At 60.7% G+C, this 18,246-nt stretch carries 14 protein-coding genes; 9 read left to right on the forward strand and 5 right to left on the reverse strand.

Annotated elements, in window-relative coordinates; all coding sequences use genetic code 11:
* Window positions 1-3 precede the first annotated feature (3 nt).
* Entirely contained in the window at window positions 4-975 is a 972-nt protein-coding gene (locus HMPREF1287_RS12720) for a hypothetical protein (protein WP_023018105.1), read from the forward strand.
* Between the two features lie 190 nt (window positions 976-1,165).
* On the opposite strand, the gene HMPREF1287_RS07475 is transcribed toward HMPREF1287_RS12720, so the two are convergent.
* The gene (locus tag HMPREF1287_RS07475; protein ID WP_023018106.1) at window positions 1,166-2,854 is read right to left on the reverse strand and encodes a VanW family protein; all 1,689 of its coding nucleotides are present in this window, start codon (window positions 2,852-2,854) and stop codon (window positions 1,166-1,168) included.
* 34 nt (window positions 2,855-2,888) lie between these two features.
* Window positions 2,889-4,028 (reverse strand): glycoside hydrolase family 3 N-terminal domain-containing protein, encoded by a 1,140-nt coding sequence (locus HMPREF1287_RS07480; RefSeq protein ID WP_034654514.1) that lies wholly within the window; start codon window positions 4,026-4,028, stop codon window positions 2,889-2,891.
* A gap of 58 nt (window positions 4,029-4,086) precedes the next feature.
* Between HMPREF1287_RS07480 and HMPREF1287_RS07485 the strand changes: the two genes are divergently transcribed.
* Genes HMPREF1287_RS07485 through HMPREF1287_RS07495 form a run of 3 tightly spaced genes read left to right on the forward strand, consistent with a single transcriptional unit; the run spans window position 4,087 to window position 7,980 of the window.
* On the forward strand, window positions 4,087-4,593 hold the full coding sequence (locus HMPREF1287_RS07485) for a universal stress protein (protein WP_005279803.1): 507 nt from the start codon (window positions 4,087-4,089) through the stop codon (window positions 4,591-4,593).
* Window positions 4,594-4,615: 22 nt separating this feature from the next.
* Window positions 4,616-4,813, forward strand: a complete 198-nt coding sequence (locus HMPREF1287_RS07490; RefSeq protein WP_005279801.1) for a DUF2613 domain-containing protein — start codon at window positions 4,616-4,618, stop codon at window positions 4,811-4,813.
* Window positions 4,814-4,827: 14 nt separating this feature from the next.
* Window positions 4,828-7,980 carry an alpha-(1->3)-arabinofuranosyltransferase family protein gene (locus HMPREF1287_RS07495; protein WP_023018109.1) on the forward strand — a complete coding sequence of 1,051 codons (3,153 nt, stop codon included), beginning with the start codon at window positions 4,828-4,830 and terminating at the stop codon, window positions 7,978-7,980.
* Here the strand turns inward: HMPREF1287_RS07495 and HMPREF1287_RS07500 are convergent.
* The gene (locus tag HMPREF1287_RS07500) at window positions 7,898-9,019 is read right to left on the reverse strand and encodes an acyltransferase (protein ID WP_023018110.1); all 1,122 of its coding nucleotides are present in this window, start codon (window positions 9,017-9,019) and stop codon (window positions 7,898-7,900) included. The genes HMPREF1287_RS07495 and HMPREF1287_RS07500 overlap by 83 nt on opposite strands.
* Before the next feature lie 50 nt (window positions 9,020-9,069).
* Here HMPREF1287_RS07500 and HMPREF1287_RS07505 point away from each other — a divergent pair, with 50 nt between their 5' ends.
* Window positions 9,070-10,263 (forward strand): porin PorA family protein, encoded by a 1,194-nt coding sequence (locus tag HMPREF1287_RS07505; RefSeq protein ID WP_023018111.1) that lies wholly within the window; start codon window positions 9,070-9,072, stop codon window positions 10,261-10,263.
* On the forward strand, window positions 10,244-11,725 hold the full coding sequence (locus tag HMPREF1287_RS07510) for a hypothetical protein (protein ID WP_023018112.1): 1,482 nt from the start codon (window positions 10,244-10,246) through the stop codon (window positions 11,723-11,725). The genes HMPREF1287_RS07505 and HMPREF1287_RS07510 overlap by 20 nt, the downstream gene beginning before the upstream one ends.
* On the opposite strand, the gene HMPREF1287_RS07515 is transcribed toward HMPREF1287_RS07510, so the two are convergent.
* Window positions 11,619-12,728 (reverse strand): glycosyltransferase family 4 protein, encoded by a 1,110-nt coding sequence (locus HMPREF1287_RS07515; RefSeq protein WP_023018113.1) that lies wholly within the window; start codon window positions 12,726-12,728, stop codon window positions 11,619-11,621. The two genes, HMPREF1287_RS07510 and HMPREF1287_RS07515, sit on opposite strands and share 107 nt — an antisense overlap.
* Before the next feature lie 24 nt (window positions 12,729-12,752).
* Here HMPREF1287_RS07515 and HMPREF1287_RS07520 point away from each other — a divergent pair, with 24 nt between their 5' ends.
* The 3 genes from HMPREF1287_RS07520 to HMPREF1287_RS07530 all read left to right on the forward strand — a co-directional run bounded on the left by HMPREF1287_RS07520 (window position 12,753) and on the right by HMPREF1287_RS07530 (window position 15,115).
* Entirely contained in the window at window positions 12,753-13,499 is a 747-nt protein-coding gene (locus tag HMPREF1287_RS07520) for a class I SAM-dependent methyltransferase (protein WP_023018114.1), read from the forward strand.
* A 46-nt stretch (window positions 13,500-13,545) separates the two neighbouring features.
* Window positions 13,546-14,247 (forward strand): CPBP family intramembrane glutamic endopeptidase, encoded by a 702-nt coding sequence (locus HMPREF1287_RS07525; RefSeq protein ID WP_232215152.1) that lies wholly within the window; start codon window positions 13,546-13,548, stop codon window positions 14,245-14,247.
* Window positions 14,248-14,356: 109 nt separating this feature from the next.
* Window positions 14,357-15,115 carry a hypothetical protein gene (locus tag HMPREF1287_RS07530; protein ID WP_023018116.1) on the forward strand — a complete coding sequence of 253 codons (759 nt, stop codon included), beginning with the start codon at window positions 14,357-14,359 and terminating at the stop codon, window positions 15,113-15,115.
* Between the two features lie 1,011 nt (window positions 15,116-16,126).
* Here the strand turns inward: HMPREF1287_RS07530 and HMPREF1287_RS07540 are convergent.
* A complete protein-coding gene (locus HMPREF1287_RS07540) occupies window positions 16,127-17,953 on the reverse strand; it encodes a phosphoenolpyruvate carboxykinase (GTP) (RefSeq protein ID WP_023018117.1) in 1,827 nt (608 codons plus the stop codon).
* Window positions 17,954-18,246: the final 293 nt, after the last annotated feature.

Here is an 18,246-nt window from a genome sequence, read left to right on the forward strand (position 1 = left end):
ACAATGACGAAGTATTTCTACACCAATTCCATCGCACCGGTATCCCATGCTGTGGCGCTTCTTCGGTTTCCACTATCTACCGTTGTTGAAGAATTTCAACAGTGGGCATCAGGAATAGAAAGCATTTATACAAGGGAGTATTCCCACAGGAAGAAGCAAAAGGTTGAATGTGTAGTTCATGCGGACAAGGTATCGGCCAGTAGGAACCAGCTTGCAGAGTTACTTAAACCGCAAAATCACATTACGCAGTTTGTATTCGTCCCCACCGAGTCAGAATGGACTGCAGTTTTTAGCCCCTGCTGCTTTACCAAAGCGCCAAAGATGCCACGGATTGGTGAATTTGCCTGCCGTCTGGCGCGCAAGAAAGAAATTGAGTCACAAGTTCCTTACTACATCGAAATCAAGCACACGCCGTGGGTAGATACCGACGATGTAGCCTTTTTCCATCGCGCAAGCTATGGAGAAATAGAGTTTATGATGTGCGCGCTTCCCTCCGAATTGCCCGATGATCGTTTAGGCCGATTTGATTGTTGCTTCTACAGATCTTTTAGCAGCCACAAACAGTTAAAAGCTGATGGTACGCTGCATCGTTCCATGTCGTACCTTGAGGATCAAAGTGAGCCTTTTAAGGATTACGGTTTTGATTTTGACTCCCTGCCAAAGGTCACTGAGTTTCCGCAAGAAACGTTTACAAAAGAACACGCGCAGATTATGTGGTCTCAGTTTGGGGAGAAACAGATAGAAGCCATCCTCGCACCACTAGGTGTGTCACCATATGATGACGCTTTCTATGGGACGGACGGCTATTTGGCACGTCTAACACCAGCATGCGTTGTCGACCCACACACTAATAAGTTGGTCACGGCTCCCGACTTCGATCCCCCGGCACGTATCCCGTTAGAAAAGTACCAATTTTTCCAAGGACTCCACGACGGTCCTCTCCGCTCTTGGTCGTCAACACCTATTGCAGAATAGAAGCCAGAGGAAACAAAGGCCTAACCCCGATGGGTCCACTTTCCAGGGGCATACCCCTTGCTAGTCTGTGACACTTAGCCACTGGGCAAACTCTTCTTGTGCTTGCTCTGACCAACGCAGATTGGATTCAATGACCACGCTGCCAAAGCTGAGCGTGGTCAAGGTTCGCTCCTCCGAAGTGCCGAGGCTACTAGCCGCACCGCACGATGGGCTGTGGGTCGTAAACCGTGGTCTTGGTCTCGCGGGAAAGCTCCTTGCCCCTGAGATCCTTGATGATGCGGGTATCGGACGTCGTAAAGCCTGGGGCTCCAGATGATGGCGAGCAGTCGCTGCCTGGCACGGACATCGGCTGTGGCTCGGTCTTGGCCCAGCGGCCGTTATTGATGGATTCCACCTCTACCGTCTTAGTACCCTTCAAGCGGACGGTGATATTGCCGCCGCCAAAGCTGGTCTCAATCTGCACTGGAGTATTGAAGGTATTGGTAAATTGCAGGTCAATGGCACCCTCGTACACGGTGGCCTCGCGGCCGGCTGGGTAGCGGGAAATGTAATACGAGTGCGGGGTGTGCGCGGTATCTTGCATGCCGGCGAAGTACGCGGCGTTATACAGGGTAGTGGCGAATTGGGAGATGCCACCGCCCACGGCGGAACCGGAGTGTCCGTTGATGATGATGCCGGATTCCACATAACCCTGCGCGGTGCCGCGGGGGCCGGTATAGCCGTTGAGGGAGAAGGTCTCACCGGGGTTGACAACGGCGCCGTTGACCTCTTGGGCAACGAGCTGGATATTGCGCCCAGAGGCGGAGGAGAAGCCGCCGGTGGTGAACTCACCCACGGTATCGTTAAACGTCGCGTTTTCGGCGTCCTCGGTGGAGAACTCGGCAGGGTCAGGCTTGTAGGTTGCGTCCCACTCGCGGTCATCGCCAGTCACGCGCTCATCAAAGCCCTCCATGGTGGGCTTCCAGTCAATGATCTCGCCGTCCTGGGAGGGGGTGACCTGCCTGGAGCCACCGGCGAATTTCACCTTGGCGTTCACGCCAGGCACGTCGGCGCCATCGCTGCGCTCTTGCAGCAATTGCTGCGCGCGGTTGCTATCCACTACCAGGTGCAGCTGGCCATCCTTTTTCTCAATGCTGGTGAACTGGGAAATCTCCGGCTTATTCAGCGTGGCGGTCACGTTATTTTTCGCCTTCAAGGTCAGCGGATTATCCAGGGCCTTGGCGGCATCGCCGGTGCGCATCTTTTCAATGGCCGCCTCATTAATGGCCGGCTCGATTTCTTCCGGTTCCACCTGCACGCCGTCTTTGTCCAGCCAATTCGCCGCCACCGCATCGTGTAATTCGGTGCCGTCTACGGACTGGCCCAACGTGGGATCGGTGACCTTGAGCTCGCCATTATTAAGCTCCAGCATGCCATCGACCGGATCGGTAGAAAGCTCGTCTTTGACGCGGTCAAGGGTGGGCTGTAGCTTGCTATCGTCCACATCGGTTTCTACCGGGATATCTTCGGTGGAGCGAAAGAAGCTGGCCAGGCGGGTAATGGGGTTGAGGGAAGGTTCCTCGATGCCATCGACGGCGGCCTGATTATCCAGGGCCAGGCCGGATTCGGCAGGGGTAAATTCAGACTGCAGATCGCCTGCGGTCACGGTCACGGGTTGGGTCTCAACGCCCTTGAGCTCGTCCTCAAGCTTGGCCACGGCGGCGGTGCGCTCCATGGCGGAGATATCCACGCCGCCCACGGAGACGCTACGCGGGATCTTGTCCTGGTTTGCTATGACATCCCAGGCATAAGCGATGCCAGCAATGAGGACGAAGCCCACGATCACGCCAAGCGTGATAAGCCAGCCCTTTGCACCGTTTTTTCCTTCTGCCTTCTTCACGCCTTAAAGGTTAACGGGTAAAGGGGCGTTTTTCCTAGTCGCTGTCCCCATCGTGCACGTGGCGGGCGGCTTCGCCGAGGCGCTCAGGGGCCAACCTGTCCTCATCCACGGCGCCCACGACGGCATCGATCACCGCATTGATATCTGCCTCGGTGGACCACAGGGGCATGTCGGCGCCGGCGGCGAGGGAGGTAATGACGGCATCGGCAAGCGGCAGCGAATCCGAAATGGCCGCCATGCCGCCAATGTCATCGGTATAGATGGTGCCGTCATACTGCAAGGCCTCGCGGGCAAGGCCGTAGGCTTCCGGCAGGATGGAGGCAGGGGTCTGGCCATCGCCCAGGCCCGGCACCGCGAGGTGGCCCATCATCAACGCCGCATTCGGTGCTGCGGGAATGGCATTCCGGAAGGGAATGAACTCATGGTTCTCAAGCTCTTCGAGCGGCGGGGTAATGGCCTCTGCCAGGTGGGTATCGCCCGAGGCGCGGCCATGGCCCGGGAAGTGCTTGAATACGGCCTTGACCCCGGCGGTATCCAGCCCGCGGGCAAAGGCAGCACCGTATTCGCCGGCCTGGGCGGGGTCGGTGGAAAAGGCGCGGTCACCCACGACTTCGAGGCCATCACCATCGACATCGAGCACCGGCGCGAAGTCCACGTTGATGCCGTAGTCCATGAGCCGCTTGCCGATGTCCCCCGCCAGCTGTTCCACCTGCTCCGGCGAGTTTTCCGCCGCCATCTGCTGCGCGGAGGGGTATTCGCCCAAGATTTCAGAAAAACGCTGCACGCGCCCGCCCTCAAAGTCGATGGCGACCTCAAAATCGCGGCCTAGTTCCGCGCGCAGGGCGTTAATATTGCGGCCCTCTTCTTCTAGCAAACCAGGATCCGCCCAGCTCGGGATGAAGATGCCTCCCACGCCGGCCTCCAGCTTGGCCTTGGCGTCCTCATAGCTGGTCGCCGGCGGCATGAGCACCGAGGCGGCGGTGGCGCGAATATCTTCCGGCGCCGGCGCTGGTGCCGGGGCTGGGGCGGCCTCGGTGGCGGAGGCTGCGGTACCGGGTGACGAGGGTGCGGGAGCCGCGGATTCGCGCGCCTTGTCCTCGTCCGAGGCGGAATTAGAGCAGGCGCTCAGCACCGCCACGAGGCCCAAACTGACAATGATGCGGGAATATGTCATGCCTTCCAGTGTGCAGGATTCCTCGCGAACTGTCCCAAGCGGTGGGTAGACTAGTGACATGAGTAACGGCAAAACAATGTTAATTGCCTATGATGGCACCGAACGCGCCGATCGCGCCTTGGAGTACGCCGCCCAGCTTTTGCGCCCCTCCACGGTGGAAATCCTCACCGCGTGGGAGCCGGTGGCCCGCCAAACCGCGCGCGCCGTCAGCCGCACGGGCATGCACCAGTCCACCGTGTCCCCCGATAGCGTGGAAGACGATCCGGCTTACGAAGAGGCGCTGAAGATCTGCCGTCAGGGCACCCAATTGGCAGAGAACCTCGGTCTGGCCGGCCGCGCCCACCTCGTGGAATCCGCCACCACCATCTCTTCGGCCATCGTGGATGCCGCGCACGAGCTCGACGTGGATGTCATCGTGACCGGCACCCGCGCGCTCACCGGCTTCCGCGCCTGGTGGACCAACTCCACGGCGGATCAGATCGTGCGCAATGCGGGCCTGCCCGTCTTTATCGTCCCGCAAGAAAACGACGAAGACGCGGACGAGGACGATCCGGAATACTTCTAAGTAACTGCTAATATCTTTAGCCATGGCTCTGGAATCCGATTCTTTAAACAAGCGCACCCTCGGCCCCGCCGTGGGTAGCGCTGTTGTGGGCATCGCCCTGGGCATTATCACCATCATCGGCATCGCCCAGTTCTCCGGCAGCGATACCGTGCCGGAAGGCAATGCGGTCTCCCCCGATGATGCGGTGCTGGGCGGGCCTGAATACGGTTCCCGTACTTAGATGGGCGCACCGGCGTGCATGACCGGACCGATCAGCTCCCCCGCGGCCCACATAGCGGTTCCTATGTACACCGCTACCGCGCACTAGCCCGCGCCCTGCGCCACCGCTGCGCGCGCCTTGCCCGGCCCTACCCGCTCGGCATTATTGCCTTGGCGCTCATCCTCGCGGTGCAGCCGTGGGGGCTGACCGCCGCCGATACCAAACACGATCTGGCCGCCAACCCGCGGCACTTCCTGCGCGGCGCGCTTGATGCCTATACCGATATCTTTACCCTGGGCCAGCTGCAGAACCAGGCCTACGGTTATCTCTTCCCGCAGGGCCCCTTTTTTGTTTTAACCGAGCCCCTGCCGGATTGGATAGCCCAACGCCTGTGGTGGCTGCTGGTCTTAAGCGTGGGCTTTATTGGCTTTTACAAGCTGGCCACCCGGATAGGCCTGCGCGGCCGGTGGGTCTGGGTGGCGGCGATGCTCTATGCGCTCTCCCCGCGCTCGCTCTCCACGTTGACGGCCATTTCTTCTGAAACCTGGCCCGTCATGTTAGCCCCGTGGGTCATCCTGCCCTTCCTCCGGGAAAAACTCACCTGGCGCGATGCTGCCGCCGCCACGATTCCCGTGGCGCTGATGGGCGCGGTCAATGCCACCGCCACGCTCGCGGCGTGCACCCCGGCGCTTGTCATCGTGGTCTACCGCCGCGCCTTTAAGCCCGGCGCGGCCTGGCTGCTTGGCTGCCTGTGCGTATCCGCATGGTGGATTGGCCCGCTTTTAATCTTGGGCCGCTACGCCCCGCCGTTTACGGAATTTATCGAATCCTCCCGCGTGACCACCCGCTGGCTGAACCTGCCGGAAATCCTGCGCGGGACAACGAGCTGGTCACCCTTTGCTGATGCCGAGCGCATCGCTGGCAACGAGCTCGCGACCTCAGCCTTCTTTGTGCTTATCACCATGGCTGTGGCCGCGATAAGCATTTATGGCCTGTGCCGGCTGCCCCGCGTGTGGTTCATCATGCTCATTACCGGTGTGGCAATTTTGGGCTGCCAGGCGGCGTGGTACCTCGATGCACTCGATGGGGCGCTGGCGCCCCTGCGCAACCTGCACAAATTCGATCCGCTGGTGCGCATCCCGCTGCTGTTGGGCTTTGCCCGCGCCTGTCAACGCCTGCCGCTGCCCACGGGGCTTCGCCCCACCAAGAAGCAGACGGTAGGCGCGCTGGTGTTACTCGTATGCATCAGCGCGCTCTCCCCGGCGTGGTCGCAGCGGCTGCTGCCCTTAGGGGCCTACGACGAGGTGCCGGGCTATTGGCATGAAGCCACGGATTACATCAACGAGCATGCGGACAATACCCGCACCCTGATTTACCCCGAGGCCTCCTTCGCCCGCCAAGAGTGGGGTTGGACCCGCGATGAGCCGGCGCAGCCGCTTCTTGATGTCCCCTGGGCCGTCCGCGATGCCATTCCCCTCGTGCCGCCGGAGGCCATCCGTGGCCTGGACGGCGTGATGGCAGCGCTAGACGAGGACCCGGCCAGCGGCGTGCGCGCCTTGCAGCGCTTGGGCATCGGGGCGGTGATGGTACGCCACGATCTCTTCGCCGCCGATAATGACACCTTGAGCAGTAAATTTGGCGGTGAGGTGCATACTTTTGGTGAGGTCGATGTAATCATGCTCGAGCAGCATTCCATGGCTTTGACCTCAGCCGATCCCGTCCGCGTGGCCGGTGGCGGCGAGGCGCTGGCCTTCCTCGATGCCCACAATGGCCCCGCTGCCCGCGAGCTGGTGAACAGTGATGCCGATATCGTCACCGATACCCCCACGCTGGTGGATCGCAACTACGGCACGCTCCACGGCGCCGCCTCCGCCCCGCTGTCCACAGACGATCCCAGCCACGTTTATAACCGCCTGCGCGATTATCCCTCCGCCGGCCCACTGACCGCCGTGGAGACCCACGGCGGCGATGTCGAAGTCTCTTCTTCTGCCGCCGATGCCACCGCCTTTGGCGGCGCCCAGCCGGAAAAGTCCGCCACCGCGGCGGTCGATGGGGAAAATTCCACCGCCTGGTGGCCCGCGCCCGGCGATGATGAGGGCTGGATCGAGCTGCGCGGTGACTTTAGCCAACCGAGCCTGAAGCTCATGGCCACCAGCTCCACCACGGTAACGGTGCGCTCGGGTGGCGCTGCAGTAGAAGTGGATCTCCAACCCTTCCGCTCCAAGACGGTGCGCGTGCCCGGCGGGGATTCGCAGGCCATCCGCGTGGAGCTATCCCACCGCACCGGCATCGCGGAACTGGAGGTAGAAGGCCACCCCATCGAGCGCGTGGTGACCGTACCGGATACCTCGCCGAATGTGCACCAATTCTTCTTCCAGCAGATGGTGCACGATACCGGTGTGCTCATTCGCGATGTCACCGTGCCGCGCCGCATGGAGGTCACCGTGGATTCCACCAAGCCGGTGCTCATCGATTCCCACCGGTACTCCCCCGGCAGCACCCTGAGCCTCGAGCCCGGCGTCCACCGCGTGCGCACCACCGGCGCGTGGGTGTCCATGACGGAGAAGGGCTGGACCCCGCCGAGCGATTATCGCCTCACCGATTTTTCTATCGCTGCTGCAGAGGATGAGCGTCTGCTCATTACCGGCCGCGCCTTTAATAAGGGCCTGCGCGGGTTTATAGGCGATACCGAGCTCGCCCCGTACGAGATCGATGCCGCCACCCAGGCGTTTATCGTCCCCGCGGGTACTCATGGGGAATTCCGCATGACTTTTAAGGCGCAGCCTGCCTACCGCGCCGCCCTGCTCTTTGGGGGCGCGCTCGGCCTGGCCACGCTGGGGCTCTGCCTGATCTTTGCTGCGCGCCGCGGCCCGCAGCGAACCTGGCGCCCGCATCCAGGCGGCATGCCCTCTGCGGTGTACTCGCTCGCCTGCCTGGCACTGGTGGGGTGGCCGGCGGCACTTGCGGGCATGGCAGCCTGGCTCATCGTGCGCTGGACCACCATTCCGCGGGCTTATTTGGCCAGCGGCGTGGTAGCGGCTGCCGGGGCCATCCTCGCCCGGGCCCCGTGGACCTCAGGGTCCTATGCCGGCGATTCCGTGCTGCTTATGTGCTTATGTGCCGCGGGGTTGGCCTGCCTTTTCGCCGCCGACGGCCCATCAGCAGGTCGCGGCCCGGGCGCTCGATAAGCGTATAGCTCGCCGCAGAGACCACAACGGTGCCCACCACCGTGACGGCAAGGATCACCCAAAAATCCAGCGGTTTCCCGCTAAACAGCGCCACCCCGGTCAGCGGAAAGGCCACGGCGAGCACCGCCACGTGCCACAGGAAAATGGAATAGGACCACGCGCCCAGCGCCTGCATCAGCGGCGAGTTAAGCCACGAGGTTCCACGTGGAACTAGGGCCACCGGCACCACCACGCACGCCGCGAATATCGCCCCGGCGATGATGCGGCGGGCAAATTCCGCCGGCTCCGGGTGCACCAGCCCGGCCGGCCCAAACCAATCCCGGCTCGCCACCCACAGCACGAGCCCCGCCAGCACAACCCAGGCCCAGCGCACCTGCAGAATGCGCGCCGTGCGCTTGCCGATGCCCCTTTCTTCCACCTCCGCCGCCAGCATGCCCACCGCGAACCACGAGGCATAGGCCGGTGGCCAGATTTGCGAGTTGACCTGGTCCTCACCGTAGTCCGCGACAAAGGGGATAAATCCCCAGCCCCAGCTCAGTACGGCAGCGCCGGCGATAACGCCCATGCGCCAGCGCTGCGGCAGGCCGCCAATGGCCCACACGAGGAGCGGTAGTACCAGGTAAAAGAAGAACTCTACGCACAGCGACCACAGGTGGGTAAGGCCCGGGGCAAGGCCATCGACCACATAGATCTGCGTGGAGGTCAGGTTGGCGAGGATCTGGGTGGGGGTGATGGAGTGGGCATCGGGAAGCAGCAGCAATACCGATACCACGCAGGCATAATAGGCCGGTGCCAAGCGCGCGATGCGGGAGTGGGCATAGCCGCGCACCGTGTGCAGCCCGCGCCGGCGCCACAGGAGGAAGGCGCTGAGGGCGAAGAAGACGGCGACGAAGAAATCGAAGCGCCCGGCAAATCCCCACCCGGTGCCGGTTTGGAAGGATACGTGGGTGACAATGATCCCTAATGCGGCAACCGCGCGTAGGCCGTCTAGCTCCGGCAGGTGCTGGGGTAGTCTTTTCACAGATGCCTGCGTGCGCACGCTTGCTCCTTTACCCCGGAAACCTGAAACTGATTGGATATAGTACTGCAATGAGCCGCTACCTTTGGCCACGCTCGCCACGGGCGTGGGTTGTCATTGCCGCAATCATTTTCCTCCTCATTGGTACCCTCGCGCCAACGCTCTACAATAACCGGACCCGCCCGCTGGGCTTGGATAAGGATTTTTCCACCTCAAGCGGGCCCACCGACGCAGTGTGGATGGACGTGCGCGCCCTCATGGCCGGCGAGGCCCCTTCTGATACCGCATCCAGCGATGACCCGCGCTGCGCCGAGAAATCCGCCCCGGTGTGGTGCTACCAGCACCACGAGCCGCTGACCTTGGAGCGCACCATTGCCACCGGCGAGGTCGACGATGATGACACCATCGCCACCACCGATTCCGTGACCAGCCTACTTGCCGGAAAAGCTGGGGACTCCCAAGAGGAAATCGCCACCATTGATCAGGACTCGGTGCTCAACCGCGAATCCACGTTCCCAGTCGCGGATCCGGTCAATAAATGGGCCCTCGCCTTGCCCCAATTCAACGCCGATCTAACCCGCGCGGACTTCGAGCGGGACGGCCTGACCTATTTCTTCCCCTCCGGCACGGAGCAACGCTCCTACGCATTTTTTGACTTCCTGGCCCAAGAATCCACGCCGATAGACTTTACTGGTGATTCAAAAATGGATGGCATTCCCATCTATTCCTATCACCAGGACGTACAGCCGCTGCCGCTGAAGAATATCTTTAGCAATATCAGCGCGGGGCTAGATAGCACCACCAAAACGGACGAGCTGAAATCCGGCGACTTCCAGTTGAAGGGTCCCGCAAGCCGTTTTTATGACCGCCACTCGCGCGAGCTTTTGGACTTGGATGCGGATGCCACCGTTATTGTCGAGCCCTTTTATACCGTGGGCCGCGATATTTCGGTCGAGCCCACCACCGGCACCATCGTGGATGTCCGGGAAAACGTCAAGGTCTTTTTCGCCACCGATATCCAGCAGGCGGGAACCCTCATCGCAGAGGATGACACCGAGGATCGCTCCGTGCTGGCAGCGGATTTCCGGTGGTCAGAGGATACCCGTGCGGAGCGCCTCGCTGAGGTCCGCCCGGTAATCTACGCTATCCGGGGGCTTATGGCCGTTGGCTGGCTGGGCAAGGCCATCGGCGTTTCCCTGCTCATTTTCGCCGCCTACCAGTACATGCGCCGCCACCGTGACGCCCATGATGCCGCACACGCCTAGACGCATCCTCCTCGGGCTATGGGGAATTATCCTCGTGGCCGCGGTGTGCTGGCCCTTCGCGCTGTCCGGCGAATTCCTCTGGCGCGATATGGTGCTCCTAAACAATCCGGGGCTTACCCCATCCGCGCTAGGCGCAGGAAGCCTGCCCGCCCGCAACGCACCACAAGATGGGTTTTTGGCCTTACTCGGCGGCGCCTGGGCCGCCCGGGTGCTCATCTTTGCCGCTGCCGGGGCCGCCGCGCTCACCGCGGCGCTGTGGTCTCGCACCACGGTAGCGGCGCTGGCCGCGATGACCATCGCGGTGGCCAATCCCTTTGTCATCGAACGCCTCTTACAAGGCCAGTGGTCCCTGGCCATTGCCGCTTGGTTGCTCCCGGTCATCGCCTGGGCGGGGCGCCGCCACAGCTGGCTGGCCTGGCTGGCCATGTGGGGCGCATCGCTTACCCCTACCGGTGGGCTGTTCGCGGTGGTCACCGCCCTTTTTACCTGCCGGAAACGGGTCGCCCTGGCAGGCTGCCTCTTGTGGCTGCCGTGGCTGGTTCCAGGCCTTTTCCAACCCGGCGTGCCTGGCGATGCCGCAGCCGCCGTCGCGGCCTTTTCCCCGCGCGCCGAAGAACACGTGGGCACGGTAGGCGCGCTCTTGCGCCTCGGCGGAATCTGGAATGGCGAGGCCGCCCTGGGCATGGCCCTGTTCGGCCTCTTCGTCGCAGTTCTCGCGCTGGCAGGCGCGCACCGCGTCCCGGCGCGCTTGACCGTCCTGGCCGCGCTGGGCATAGGTGGGGCGCTAGCGTGTTGGCTATTGCCCGGCCTGCTGGAATGGGCCATCGATAACGTTCCGGGGTCCGGCCTTTTGCGCGATAGCCACAAGCTCACGATGCTCGCGCTGCCGCTATACGTTGCCTCCATCGGGGCGCTGCCGCAGGTTCCGGCCGCGCTGGCGCTGGTGGCCGCCACCATTCAGGTCTTGCCCGCCCCATCCCGCCTTGCCGTGCTTTCCCCCCGCGATACGGGGGTGGATGAGCAGTTGGTGCGCGATATCGACGGACGCCTGGCGTTCTTTCCGGAGCGGCCCAATTTGGTGGAGGTTCCCCCACCGGATGGCCGCGCACATGGAGAAGCCACCCCGGGAGTCGCGGTCGATCCCTATTCCAAGGCCGTGCCGATGGTGGAATCCGGCGAGCTCAGCGTGGACGGTGACGTCATCGATCAAGCCTCGCCGCAGTACCGCGCGGCGCTGCGCGCCTGGCAGGACCGCGATATGGCGGGCCTTGCGGATCTTGGGGTGGGCGTCGTGGTGATAGATGGCGCCATCGCCGCAGAGACCACCGCCCCGCGCCCCGAACTACCGTGGGCGCTTACCGCCCTGTGGATTGCTTACCCGCTACTAAGTTTTCTAGCAATTGCGCAAAGGCAGCGCCGGTCTTCTCCCACGAAAAGCGCGCGGCAAACTCCCGGGCATTAGAACCTAGGAGGCGGCGCAACTCCGCGTTCTCTAATAACTCTTGGGTGGCCGCCACGAAGTCGCCCTCTTCTTCTACAAGGATTCCGGTCTCGCCATCGATTACGCTATCGCGCAGGCCAAATGCATAACCCACTGTGGGAACCCCATGTTGGGCGGCCTCCATAACGGCAAGGCCCCATCCCTCTTTGCGGGAGGGCATGAGGTGGGCATCGGCACGCGCGAGCAAGGCGTGCTTATAGTCTTCCGTAACCTGGCCGCGAAAGCGCACGCGATCGGTCACGCCGAGCTTTTCGGCATAATCGCGCAAGTTCGACTCCCACCAGCCCGAGCCAATCACATCCAAAACCGCGCCCGGCGTGCGCGCCACCGTATCCATGGCGTGCTCAATCTGCTTGTGTGGGACTAGCCGCGAGAGGGTCACCAGGTGCTTATCCGCCTCGCGCTCGAGGGAAGGCACGTGCGCCGGAATGGGGTCTAAGCCATTGGCGATGATCCGCGCGCCGTCAATGCCGAGCGCCTCCAAATCCTCGCGCGAGGCCTGCGAGACCGTGACGTAGGTCGAATCCCGATATACCCGCGGTGCCACGCGCGATTCCAAAAACCAGCCCAGCCGCCCGAGCACCGGACCGGCCACGGGCCATTGCTCGCGGTGGCAATGGTGGGTAAGAAGCACCGTCGGCGCGCCGGAAATCAGCCGCGCGAAGAAGGGAATGCCGTTTTGGGTATCGATAACCACGTCAATGCCGCGCAGATCCCCCAGGCCCATTCTCCCGGCCACAATGGCCACCCACGCGCGCGGGTACACGCCAAACTTGGCACCACCGCGGCTATAGCGCACGCCATCCCGAACCTCCCGGCGCGCTGCATTCATGTGCTTAGAGGTGCGAAAGACCACCTCGTGGCCCTGCGCCGCTAGGTACTCCCCCACGCGTTCGAGGTAACGCTCGGAGCCACCGCCCTGCGGGTGGGTGGAATCGCGCCAGCATAGTAAAAGAATTTTCATCGTGGGGTATTAGCCTAGTGGTTTATGAAACACACCCGCGACATGGCCACGCTCTCCCGCTCCTGGGCGCTGCTGCGCTCGTTCCGCTTCGAGCAAACCCGCCCCGATATTTTCTACGGCGGCCTAGCAGAAGATACGGCCACGCTGGTGGAGAACTTGGGCCGCGATTTGGGCGTGCCGCTTGCCGATTCCCTCGTGCTCGACGTAGGCGGCGGCCCCGGCTATTTTGCCGCCGCCTTCGCGGACCGCGGTGCGTCCTACGTTGGCCTTGAGCCCGATGCGGGGGAAATGTCCGCGGCCAATATCCGCCTCAGCAATTCCGTGCGCGGCGATGGCACGCGCCTGCCCTTCGCGGACGATTCCTTCGACGTGGTCTATTCCTCTAATGTCGCCGAACACATCCCCCGCCCGTGGGATATGGGCAAAGAAATGCTGCGCGTTACCCGCCCCGGCGGCCTGTGCATCATGAGCTATACCGTCTGGCTGGGCCCCTTCGGCGGCCACGAAACCGGGTTATGGGAGCACTACATAGGCGGCGCCTTCGCCCGCGACCGCTATACCCGCCGCCACGGGCACCCGCCCAAGAATGTCTTTGGCACCTCGCTATTTAATGTCCCCTGCTCCACCGGCCTTACCTGGGCCGAGTCCACCGGCGCGCTAAAGCTCGCCTTTCCGCGCTACCACCCCAGCTGGGCGTGGTGGCTGACCAAGGTTCCTGGTCTGCGCGAATTCGCCGTGTCCAACCTGACGCTGGTACTGCAGCCCGACTAAGCCACGCCACAGCTCGCGCCGAGGTTGACCTGCTATGCTGCCCAGCATGCCGGACCAACTACAGCGCTCACAGCTCTCTCCCGCCGTTCGCGCAGCTCACCTGGGGTGGGCCGTAGCCAGCGTCGTCGCCACATTTGCCGGTGCGGCACTCATTGGCATCGCCTGTGGCCTCATTACAAAGAGCGGTTCCTGGGTCGCCTTTGGCATCGCCATCGGCGGCGCCTTCTTCGGCTTGGGAACGGTCTGGTACGGATTTTCCCGCCGCTTGGGCTGGTCGTGGCGCGATGCCGGGTTTGTGAAATCCGAGCATTCCTTATGGCACCTGCTGTGGTGGATTCCCCTCGCCATCCTGAGCTCTGGTGCGGCCACGGGCGCCGTCAATGCACTCCTGGGCAGCGAACCAGCCGGCAATAACCTTTCCGCCGGCCTAAAGATCAGCCCCGCCGCCACCATCATGGTGGTACTCAGCACCGCGCTTGTCATTCCCCTCGTAGAAGAGGTGGCCTTTCGCCGCGTCCTATTGGATTGGCTGCAAAATTCCATGCCCACCTGGGCGGCAGCGCTTATCACCATCGCCGTCTTCGCCCTCGCACACGGCATCCCCGCAGTAATGCTCTACATCGCATTCTTTGGCACCTTCTTAGTGCTAGCGCGCCTCTGGTTCAAGACACTTACCGCTCCCCTGTGCATTCACATTGCAAATAACACGGTCGTGGCAATCACGGCCCTAGCGGGACTATCAGGCTAAGCAGTCCCTGCGCAGCGGGAGAAAAACGCTAGTTCAGTAGCCGAGGTGGAAACTACGTCCAGAATGCTTCAATGTACCCAGAAGTACGGAAAGGTTTCTACAGTATTTTATGGACACAACTTCTGGCACCATGGAGAGAGTGAAGAGCTCTAACCGCAAGAAGATCATTGAAAATTTGGGCAAACCCCGCATTGAGCCGTATCTAGAGGCTGCAAATGGAAATGAGAAGCATGCACTTGCTCTTTATCGTTGGGGCGTTGAGATGACTGCCTCCGTTCAAGAAACACTGGGTATTACCGAGGTTTTTCTTCGTAATTCCATTGATACACAATTGCAAAAGTGGAACAGCGAACAACTTGGACAACGCAGTACCAGTTGGCTCCTCGAGGCCCCAGCAAGGCCTTTACGTAGCCTAACGCAAGGCAAGAGGTTAGAAGCTAAAAGGCGGGCTCAGAAGTCAGCAGATCGTCGCCCTGCTAGTCATTTTCGGCATGGGCAGGCGATTACACACGATGATGTGCTTGCTCACACGATGTTCGGGATGTGGAAAGATATCCTCCCTAATCATGCACCTGGCGCAGATCCGGAAAAGACCGAAAATAAAAACCGCTTCACCTTATGGGAAGGGGCAGTAAAGGACGCTTTTCCTTTCGCAGATGATTTAAGTGGCGAAAAGACTTACTGGAGAGTTGCCCACCTGCACGATCTTCGGAATCGCGTCTCACACATGGACAGTCTGTTAAACGTAGATATTTTGGACGTTACCAAGGATGCCTTTACCCTAGCAGAAAGTATTAATTCTGCATTAGCCAGTTGGTTGACCAGTACTAGCACTGTTAGTGCAGTACACAAGAAACGACCGATATAAGAAAAGGCCAACAGGCGCTTTTCGTCCTGTTGACCTTTTCAACTCATGACAAGGGAACCTGTCCTTGCCTTCTCTGATCCTTAGCATACATGATTTGCATACCTGTGCCAAACCGACCATCGAAGTTGGTGAAACTCTAAACTATTCGGGGTAGTTTCGCTGAAATGCTAGCTAATTTGACCCCAGAACACTTTACTCCGCCGGGAGCACTTCAGGATCTGCAGCGAGACGACGAGTAATGGCTGCAGATTGAGAGGGCGTAGGGTATCTCGTAATTCGATATCTCGGGCTATAGCAAAAGCTATAGCTTTTGATTCTCATTCTCCTGGAGCTTTTTGTTCTTAGACTCCTGGTACCTTTTGGTTGCAAGATAAGTGCTGAAGGCGCCCATTAACGCGCACGCACCGGAGCTGATCAAAAGTCCCGTAGACGGATTAGATGTGGATATTGAGAAAATAAAAACCCCAACTCCAATGGTCAACGCAAACAAAGCTGCAATTAGTATTGATGATTCGCGCATATTTCCTCACAATCTTGGGACAGTATCTGTTTGCCCGTGACTGAACTACCCCGGATTTTATCCCTAGACATTTGCCTTGATTCCCAATTTATCCTAGGGAACGTTTCGAGGCTTTCAAGATAAAAACTAGCATTTTCAATCCAAGATCGACCTCAGTACCGCTATTCCAGTGGTTTCATCGGGACCAGCCCTGGAAAGCAAATTCCTCTTGGGGTTTAAAAGTCGTAGTAGAATAATAAGGGCCCCAACGAGTGCCAGATCGTTGAGCCCCTCGGGCCTAAAGACCTACGTGAAGGATCGCGCTAACGAACTTCACGGTAGCGGTCACAAAGTTGAGGACTCCGCTCACCAAGTTAAGGATTACGGTTCCTTTGGTGGCGGGGTCTTTTCCGTTGTAACTGGGGGATCGGTTTAACCCCAACAAAGAACTAACCCCAGAGCTTTACGCTGCTGGGGTTAGCTTTATGCGGGATTTACCGCGGATGAACGCGTTAGGAAGCTGCATCCTCCACGCGCTTCTTCAGGGCGCGGAACTGGTTCCACACTTCCTCGGGCACGCGGGAGCCCAGGAAGTTCAGGTACTCGGCGTTGTCTTGCATATCGCCTTCCCATTCCTTCGGGTCAACGGCGAGTGCGGCGCGAACGTCGTCGACATCGAAGTCAAGGCCTTGCAAGTCGATGTCCTCGGCGCGGGCGGTGCGTCCGACCACCGTGTCCTCGGCCTCTACGTTGCCTTCAATGCGGTCGATGATCCACTTGAGGACGCGGGAGTTCTCGCCGAAGCCCGGCCACAGGAAGCGGCCATCGTCGCCGCGGCGGAACCAGTTAACCAGGAAGACCTCTGGCATGCGGTCGCCGCCCTTTTTACCCATGTCAATCCAGTGCTGCAGGTAGTCACCGGCGTTGTAGCCCATGAACGGCAGCATGGCCATCGGGTCGTGGCGCAGCGCGCCAACTTCGCCCTCTGCGGCTGCGGTCTGGCCGGAGGACAGCAGTGCACCGATCATGGTGCCGTGGTCCCAGTCGAAGGACTGGGTAACCAGCGGAACCGTGGTCTTGCGGCGGCCGCCGAAGAGGATGGCATCAATCTTGACGCCCTTCCAGTCGTCGTATTCCGGCGCGGCGGTGGGGCACTGGGAAATCGGTACGCAGTAGCGGGAGTTCGGGTGGGCGGCCTTGGTGGACGATGCTGGTGTCCAGTCCTCACCGGTCCAGGAGATGAGGTGGTCTGGTGCCTCCTCGGTCATGTCCTCCCACCAGACATCGCCGTCATCGGTAAGCGCAACGTTGGTGAACAAGGTATTGCCCGGCTTCATGGTATCCATGGCAATCGGGTTGGAATCGTAGTTGGTGCCAGGGGCAACGCCGAAGAAACCGTTTTCCGGGTTCACGGCATAAAGGCCGTCCTCGCGCAGGTGCAGCCAGGCGATGTCATCGCCCACGACCTCAGCCTTCCAGCCAGGAATGGTGGGGGTGATCATGGCCAGGTTGGTCTTACCGCACTGGGATGGGAATGCGGCGGCGACGTGGTAGTTCTTGCCCTCTGGGTTCGTCAGCTTCAGGATGAGCATGTGCTCAGCCATCCAGCCTTCTTCCTTGGCCATGACGGACGCGATGCGCAGCGCGTAGCACTTCTTAGCCAAGATAGCGTTACCGCCGTAGCCGGAACCGTAGGACCAAATCTCCTTGGTCTCTGGGAACTGGGTGATGTACTTATTGTCGTTGCACGGCCAAGCAACGTCCTCTTCGCCTGGCTGTAGCGGGGCGCCGACGGAGTGGAGGGCGTGGACGAAATCGCCGTCCGTACCAATCTTGTCCAGCGCCTCTGCGCCCATGCGGGTCATGATGCGCATGGACAAGACCACATAAGCGGAATCGGTCAGCTGCACGCCGAGCTTGGGCTCTGGATCGCTGATCGGGCCCATGCAGAAAGGAACGACGTACATGGTCCGGCCCTTCATGGATCCACGGAAGGCCTCCGTCATTTCTTCCTTCATGGCCTTTGGCGGCGCCCAGTTATTGGTTGGGCCCGCGTCTTCTTCCTTCGAGGTGCAGATGAAGGTGCGGGATTCCACGCGGGCAACGTCCGCAGGGTTGGACCGCGCCAAGTAGGAATTCGGGCGCTTTTCCTCATTGAGCTTGATGAGGGTGCCTTTTTCTACTAGCTCCGCGGCGAGGCGGTCAGCCTCTTTCTGCGAGCCATCCACAAAAGCCACCTCGTCCGGCTGGAAAAGCTCAACGCTTTCATTAATCCAGTCGATCAGTTTTTGATTGTCTGTAGGCAGCTCTCCAACGAGGCCCTGAATGGTGGCGGTCATTAAAAATTCTCCTCTGGATAGGATGTGAAAATCGGGGCACATCACGGCCCAACTTTGCCTTCCGCCTCCAGATTAACCGGCAGAGCCAAAATATTGTTCACATTAAGTGTCATTTTTCCCACTCCGGTTATATCCACCGCCGTGAGCGGACGTTTACCAAGCGCACCACGAACAATTGTGATATTAGGCGTGATATCCTCCACACCATTTCGGGGGTAGGCAAGTTGCCCGTTCGCCCGTTCCGCGCCACAAGACACCACCCCCGTCAAAGCCTCCGGTTATCCCCCTCCCCC

This window comes from Corynebacterium sp. KPL1986, from assembly GCF_000477975.1.
Classification (GTDB): domain Bacteria; phylum Actinomycetota; class Actinomycetes; order Mycobacteriales; family Mycobacteriaceae; genus Corynebacterium; species Corynebacterium accolens.